General features: G+C 60.8%; 5 protein-coding genes. 4 read left to right on the forward strand and 1 reads right to left on the reverse strand.

Going from position 1 to position 7,164, the window contains the following annotated elements; genetic code table 11:
- Nucleotides 1-164 precede the first annotated feature (164 nt).
- The 4 genes from O7B34_RS30115 to O7B34_RS30130 all read left to right on the forward strand — a co-directional run bounded on the left by O7B34_RS30115 (nucleotide 165) and on the right by O7B34_RS30130 (nucleotide 6,949).
- On the forward strand, nucleotides 165-1,571 hold the full coding sequence (locus O7B34_RS30115; RefSeq protein WP_337149399.1) for an HlyD family type I secretion periplasmic adaptor subunit: 1,407 nt from the start codon (nucleotides 165-167) through the stop codon (nucleotides 1,569-1,571).
- A 48-nt stretch (nucleotides 1,572-1,619) separates the two neighbouring features.
- Nucleotides 1,620-3,350 (forward strand): tetratricopeptide repeat protein, encoded by a 1,731-nt coding sequence (locus O7B34_RS30120; protein ID WP_337149400.1) that lies wholly within the window; start codon nucleotides 1,620-1,622, stop codon nucleotides 3,348-3,350.
- Between the two features lie 496 nt (nucleotides 3,351-3,846).
- Entirely contained in the window at nucleotides 3,847-5,616 is a 1,770-nt protein-coding gene (locus tag O7B34_RS30125) for a type I secretion system permease/ATPase (protein WP_337149401.1), read from the forward strand.
- The gene (locus tag O7B34_RS30130; RefSeq protein ID WP_337143228.1) at nucleotides 5,603-6,949 is read left to right on the forward strand and encodes an HlyD family type I secretion periplasmic adaptor subunit; all 1,347 of its coding nucleotides are present in this window, start codon (nucleotides 5,603-5,605) and stop codon (nucleotides 6,947-6,949) included. Before O7B34_RS30125 ends, O7B34_RS30130 begins: the two co-directional genes overlap by 14 nt.
- Before the next feature lie 72 nt (nucleotides 6,950-7,021).
- Here O7B34_RS30130 and O7B34_RS30135 read toward each other — a convergent pair.
- The coding region (locus tag O7B34_RS30135; protein WP_337130513.1) for an adenylyl-sulfate kinase at nucleotides 7,022-7,164 on the reverse strand (143 nt) is incomplete at its 5' end.

The following is a 7,164-nucleotide window of genomic DNA, read 5'->3' on the forward strand; positions in this document are numbered from 1 at the left end:
CCGATGTCGCGCGGCGGTCGATTCGAGCTTTCAACAATGATCGCCCGCAAGACGGCGAACCGTTCCTTTGGCCATCGCGCTTCGACCGAAGATGGAATGGATGGGATCGGTTTCACTCGAGACAGTTTGCACTTCGAGTGCTTACACCCCAGGTCCAGCAAGCCATGACCACCACCTCTCTCACCATCCACCCCGCCCGCTTGCGTCGGATAAAAACGAGCGATCCGACGACACCAGCCATTCTCGAATTCCAATGGCCGTCGACGGCGGTCGCCAATGCGCCAATTCCTCGGTCGGCGCGCGGTGTCGTCTGGATCATTTCGAGCATGGTGGTTGCCTTGATCGCCGTGGCGGGACTGATACCGGTCGACCAGGTGGTGACGGCCAGAGGGCTGGTGGTTTCAAAATCGCCCAATATCATTGTGCAACCTTTGGAGACGGCGATCGTCCGCTCGATCGACGTGCGCGAAGGTCAGCACGTAAAAGCCGGGCAATTGCTTGCCCGCCTCGATGCTACCTTTGCCTCGGCGGACCTCCAGTCGCTGGCGATGCAGGTCGCGACGCTTGAGGCAGAAGTGGCGCGGTTGAAGGCGGAGGCCGACGGCCAAGCTTTCAACTATGACGGTCTCGACCCGAGCTGGACCCTGCAGGCGTCTATCTTTGAGCGCCGCAAGGCAGTCTACGAGGCCAAGCTGGAGAATTTCGACCGGCAACGCGATGAACTCAGTTCGGTGATCTCGCGTTCTCAATCGGATGCCTTCGGCTACCGGCAGCGGCTCTCGGTCGCGGCATCGATAGAACAGATGCGCAAACAGCTGGAAGAAAGACAGGTCGGAAGCCGCCTCAATACCCTTATCGCGGAAGACAATTCGGCAGAGATGTCGCGGGCGCTCGGCAATGCCGAGCAAACAGCAGAGGCTGCCAAGCGCCAGCAGGCTGCGGTGGCCGCCGAGCGCGACGGCTACATTCAAGGCTGGCGAGCGGAAGTCTCGCAGGGTCTGTCCGACGCGACCTCTCGGATGTCCGACGCTCGCGAACTCCTCAACAAGGCAAGGCTCCGTAAGCAGTTGGTAGAGTTGAAAAGCGAAGCAGACGCCATCGTCCAGACGGTGGCGAAAGTCTCGGTCGGCTCGGTCCTCCAGTCGGGTGAGCGCTTGATCACGCTGGTGCCGGCCGACGCGCCGCTTGAGATTGAGACAAACGTGGTTGGCCGCAGCAGCGGCTTCGTGCACGTCGGCGACCCCGTGGTCATCAAGTTCGACACCTTCCCCTATTCGCAATACGGCCTCGCCCACGGCACCGTGCGAACGCTCAGCCCGGATTCCTTTTCTGCGCAGGAGCAAGCACGCGACCCCAACAGTTCCCTGGCCATGCTGCCCTCGGACGCTGAGCCATTCTATAGGACTCGCATTTCCATCGACCAGGTTGCGCTGCACGGGGTACCCGCCGGTTTCATCGTCAGCCCCGGCATGCCTGTGACCGCTGACGTCAAGGTCGGCCAACGCACGGTGCTCAAATATATTCTCGGCGCGATGCTACCGATCGGCCAGGAAGCCATGCGTGAACCATAGGCTGCGGCGCGCCAGCGGCCAGATGGAGGACATCAGGGACTCGGATCGATGACAATTCTGGATCGGCTGACTGGTTTCGCCAACCCTGCGGCAGCATTGCGGCGGGCGGTGCAGCTTTTTGACAGCGGCAGGCCTTCGGAAGCCTTTCCGCTCATGGCGATCGCCGCGCGCGCGGGCATCGCCGACGCCGAATATCGGGTTGGGCGTTGTTATCTTGAAGGCTCGGGTGTGCCGCCGAGCCGCGTGGAGGGAACGCGGTGGCTCGGGCGGGCAGCAAAACGCGGGAGCGCCGATGCACAGGCGCTCCTCGCCGCACTTTATGTGAGCGGACTGGCGACATCTGAAGCTGTTAAGGGCCCTACATCGCAATGCCTGTTCGAACAAGACACCTTGGGTGAGCCGGACTTCGTGGCAGCACGCGAGCTTGCCACGAAGGCGGCCGAGGCAGGCTCGGCAACCGGTCAAGCAGTCCTCGGCTATATCCTCACCAGGGGTCCCGGACCGATGCGCGATGCGGATGCAGCGCACCGCTGGTATGAGCGCTCGGCCGCGGCCGGCTGCGCCGAAGGACGCCTCGGCCTTGCCCTTTCGCTGGCCCGGCAAGGCGGTCTCGCGGAACGGGACAGAATTGCTGACGAGGTACGTCGTGCCGCCGACGCTGGCTTGCCGACCGCAATCTACCTCTTTGCGATCTTCACCGAGCACGGGCTGGGCGTCGCGGGCGACCTCGCTGCCGCAGCGCGGCTGTATCAAGCGGCTGCGGAGCAAGGCCTGCCATCGGCCCAATTCCGATTGGGATTGGCGATGATCGAGGGGAGCCTCGGTGACCTCGATCCTGTGGCCGGGGAGGCGTGGATGCGACGTGCCGCATTGGCCGGCAACGTCGAGGCGGCGTATCTCCTGGGGGAGCGTAACGTGAAGTACCGACCGCCGGATTATGCAGAAGCCGCAACATGGTATCGACGGGCGGCCGAGGCGGGTCATCAGGCTGCCGCTCGCGCCCTAGGCTCCCTTTACCTTACGGGAAACGGTGTTGCCAGGGATGAGCAGGAGGGGACACGCTGGCTGCGCACCGCCGCAACCAGCGGGAATCAGGCAGCACAAGTCGATATGGCCAACCTCGCTCTGCAAGGGATTGGCGAGGCGGACGACACCACAAATGTAGCAGGATGGTTCGAAGCCGCCGCATCGTCAGGCGATCTGATCGCCGCATTCAATCTCGGCCTCTGTTTCGTCAAAGGCGTCGGCGTGCCCCAGGACGAAGGTCAGGCGGCGCAATGGCTAAGGCGCGCTGCTGAGGGCGTGGCCGAGGCCCAATATATGTATGCGCGCATCCTCAGGGATGGGCGCGGGGTGGCGGCCGATGCGCAGCAGGCCCGCGCCTGGTTTGCCCAGGCTGCCGACGGCGGCATACTCGACGCGCAAGTGGCACTCGCGGAGATGCTGCTCAATGGCCGTGGCGGCAATCGTTCGCCAGAGGCCGCGGTGCAGTTGTTCGAACGAGCCGCCGCCGCCGGTCATGTCGGGGCAATGTTTGCGCTCGGAGCGCTGCACAGCTCCGGCCAGGGTTTGCCGATCGACCAAGTGGCGGCGCAGAAGTGGTTCTCGGCCGCCGCCGAATGTGGGCATGGCCAGGCCCAACTCATGCTGGGCCGGTATCTCGCCAAAGGTCTCGCCGGAGAGCGCGACCCGTTGGCCAGCCACCTCTGGCTCGAGCGAGCGGCTGCACATGGCATCGTGGAGGCCGACGAGGAATTCGCCGAGGCTACCTCGGGTTGAGGTGTAATGGAATATGAGCAGGCGCGCCGCTGATTTCCTACGCAAATGGATTTGCGACCATCTACCGCCGCGAATTGACGACGCAGCCCTCGTCGTGACCACCATGGCGGCCGACGCCGTGCGGGCGGCATAGGCTCAAGGCATCGCACGCCAAGAGATCGACCGAGAAATCGGAAGCGTCTACGAAGCGACCATGCGTACGCTCCAGGATCGCACGTCCGGTTTGCCGGATTGGCCACAACGCCACGACCTCGGGTGCAAGACTTACCTCAAGTCGCACTGAGGAGCAGGGCGTATTGCGGCGCAAATTGGTTGGTCATAGCAGGAGGGCGCGGCTTCTCGCCTCGATGCTCCTTGGACAACCGCAATTGTCGCAGCGCCTAGCCGTTTGCGTTCATCATCATGGCTATCAAAAGAATCTCAACCGGTGGCATCGCAACACCGTATGATATATACAGATTGTCTAATGTGATCGTTTGCCCCGGGTGCGATTTAGATGCCCAGCTTTACGAACAGAAGGGTGCTGTCGAGGAGTGTGGTCGAAATGGGCCTCTTCTCCGCGGCAATGAACACCCTGGTGTTGATCCTGCCTCTCTACATGCTGCAGGTATATGACCGGGTTTTGCCTGCGGCCAACCTCGACACGCTCGCCTATTTGAGCTTGCTTGCCCTATCGTCGCTCTTGCTGTTCGGCGTACTCGAAGTCGTGCGCAGCGTATATGCGAGCCAGCTCGCCGCTCGGCTGGATGTCTCTTTGGGTGCATCATCATTTCTTGCGGCAATGAGCGGTCCGCGTGCCGGTCTCGGCGACGTCCAGGCCCTGCGCGACTTGGCGACCCTGCGGGGATTCATCGCCTCGCGAACCATCTTTTTTCTATTCGACCTCCCTTTTGGACCGATCTTCGTGGGCCTGCTTTACTTCGTCCATCCGTTGCTCTTCCTGGTAACGGTTATCGGTGCGGTTCTCATGGTTGCCATCGCTGTGCTGAACCAGATCGCGAGTTCGCGACCCAGCAAGGAGGCGGCGGACAATCTTAGCGCCTCAATGAATTCGGCGCAGGCCTTCGCGCGAAACTTCGAAACGGTCCGCGCACTCGGGATGGTGTCCAACGCGATAGAGTTCTGGGGGATCCGTTTTTCAGACTCACTGCACGCCTCCGACGGACTGGCTCGCATCAACGCGTTCTATGGTGGTGTGTCCCGCACGACGCGATCGGTGCTGCAAATCGCGATATTGGGCGTCGGTGCATATCTGGTTCTGCACAACGAAATGACCGCAGGCATGATCTTTGCCTCATCGATGATATCGGCGCGGGCCTTGCAACCTCTTGATCAGATCGTTGGAAGCTGGCGGCAGATCACCGACGCCAATCTTGCATGGAAGCGGCTTTCGGTATCCCAATCCGGGCCGGACAAGCAGGAAAACCCAGCATTGCCGAGTCCCGATGGAGTGTTGAGCGCAGATCAGATCGTCTATCATCTTCCAGGTTCGGCCGACGGTGCGATGCCGCTCATCAAGCGGGTGACTTTCGAGGTCCCCGCTGGCCAGACCGTCGCGATCGTCGGCCCGAGCCAGGCAGGAAAATCGACGCTGGCGCGGCTCATCGTCGGTGCGATCCAACCCCGTTCGGGTGCGATCCGTCTCGATGGCGGCGATATTCGAAACTGGGATCCGGAGGAACTCGGCCGTCACATAGGTTACCTTCCACAGGATGTGGAACTCTTCCCTGGAACCATCGCACAGAACATTGCGCGCTTTGAGCCGGACGCATCCGACGAGAAGTTAGTTCAAGCGGCCCGGAAGGCGCAGGTACATGAGCTAATCATGGGGCAGAGGAACGGATACTCGACGGTGATCGGCCCCGCTGGCGTTCGCCTTTCAGGGGGCGAGCGTCAGCGCATTGGCCTTGCACGCGCTTTTTACGGCGATCCCAAGATACTGGTTCTCGACGAGCCCAACGCGAATCTTGATTCCGACGGCGAAGCCGCGCTCGAGCGTGCGATCATCCAAGCGCGGTCGCGAAAGACGACCGTCCTCGTCATTACCCACCGGCCCTCCCTCGCTTCCAAATGCGATCGCATCCTCATGCTGCTAAACGGTCAGGTCGAGATTTACGGTTTGACCAAGGACGTGCTCGACGAACTTGCTCAGCGACGGGCCCGAGCGGCAGCAGCGGCGGCCGCTCAGTCGCATGACAATGAAGGAGTGGTGCCTTTCCCGTCACAGGCTCGCGTAGAGGTAAAAGTCGCAAATGACGGCCCCTAGCCAAACCATCCAGACTGGCGCCAAGGCTTATCGCTGGCAGCGCAACATCGATACACGCACAGATCGGATCATGCTGGCGGGATATGCAAGCGTGGCCGTTTTCGTGCTCGGCTTTGGGTTCTGGGCAGCCACGGCGCCGATTGCTGGAGCAACCATTGCGCCGGGTGTGGTCGCCGCGGCAGGGCAGAATGTCATGATCCAGCACCTCGAAGGAGGCGTTGTCAGGAGCATTAGAGTTCGCGAGGGTGACAGGGTCTCAAGAGGCCAGGCCCTGATCGTGCTCGATCCGACGATGGCGCGGTCCCAGCTCAACCGGGTTCTCAAGCAGTGGGTTGCACAAAAAGCCGAGATTTCTCGGCTCGAAGCAGAGCGCGACGGCCTTGAGAGTATTGTCTTGTCCAGTGACCTCGGAGCCTATTCAGGCGCTTCCGAATATAGCGATGTCTTCGGCGAGCAAAACAAGGAATTTCAGGCGCGGCTAGCACGTTATGGCGCGGAACAGGGGATACTGAAGCAAAGGGTGGCAGCACTTCAGGACGCCATTGTGGGGCTAAAGGCTCAAAAGAAGGCAGCGGAAAATCAGCTTGTGATCGTCAACGAGGAGACGGAAAGAAAAAAAGACCTGCTACAAAAAGGACTCACAAATCGATCCGAATATACCAATCTTCTGCGCAGTACCGCCGAGTTGGTAGGACAGGCGGGATCTCTGGAGGCGCAGATCGCCAGCTCGGCGACCCAGACTGTGGAAGCGCGTCAGCAGATTGAAAGGCTTACAACCAGCCGGGTCGAGGATGCCGTCACGGAACTGAACAAAGCACGGGCAGAGGTCGCGGATCTCGAGGAACAGATCAACGCTGCGCGATCAGTCCTGGACCGTACGACGATCCGGGCGCCTGTGGACGGCATCATCGTGCGCTCGCTTTACAATTCCGAAGGCAGCGTCATCCGCGCCGGGGAGATCGCGATGGAGCTTCTGCCGACCACGAACGAGCTCATCATCGAGGCCAGGATAAAGCCTGAAGATATCGACTCAATCAGAGTCGGGCAGGACGCAAACATGATGTTCACGGCACTCAACGCGCGCACGACGCCGAAAGTGTCCGGAAAGGTTTTTTACATTTCGGCCGACCGGCTGATGGCACCCAATACCGGACTGCCTTACTTCACCGTCCGGCTTAAAATGGCCAACAAGCTGCCACCGCAGGTCAAGCCCGAGCAGATCTATCCAGGCATGCCGGTCGAGACATTCATCTCAACGGGCGAACGAACGTTTCTGGCTTATCTGACCAAGCCCTTGGTGGATTCGTTCCAACGCGCCTTCCGGGAGAGATAGCCCCCGCATCTTGGATACCGGAAGCTCCGATGTGAAACGGCGCTATTATATTGGAGCCTGCACCCCTCGACGTCAGACGAAGTGGAAGAGGGCATCTACCATCTCTTCAGGCGACTTGCCGAGCGTCTTGAGATGGATCTCCGGTTTCTCCGGTGCTTCATATGGAGAATCGACACCGGTGAAATTCTTGATCTCGCCATTCAGCGCGCGCGCAT

This window comes from Mesorhizobium sp. Cs1299R1N3 (assembly GCF_037179625.1).
Taxonomy (GTDB): Bacteria; Pseudomonadota; Alphaproteobacteria; order Rhizobiales; family Rhizobiaceae; genus Mesorhizobium; species Mesorhizobium salmacidum.

Bases quoted from the DNA above. Each gene is read 5' to 3' on its own strand.
- O7B34_RS30115 (WP_337149399.1), top strand. From the start codon at position 165: ATGACCACCACCTCTCTCACCATCCACCCCGCCCGCTTGCGTCGGATA.
- O7B34_RS30120 (WP_337149400.1), top strand. From the start codon at position 1,620: ATGACAATTCTGGATCGGCTGACTGGTTTCGCCAACCCTGCGGCAGCA.
- O7B34_RS30125 (WP_337149401.1), top strand. From the start codon at position 3,847: ATGCCCAGCTTTACGAACAGAAGGGTGCTGTCGAGGAGTGTGGTCGAA.
- O7B34_RS30130 (WP_337143228.1), top strand. From the start codon at position 5,603: ATGACGGCCCCTAGCCAAACCATCCAGACTGGCGCCAAGGCTTATCGC.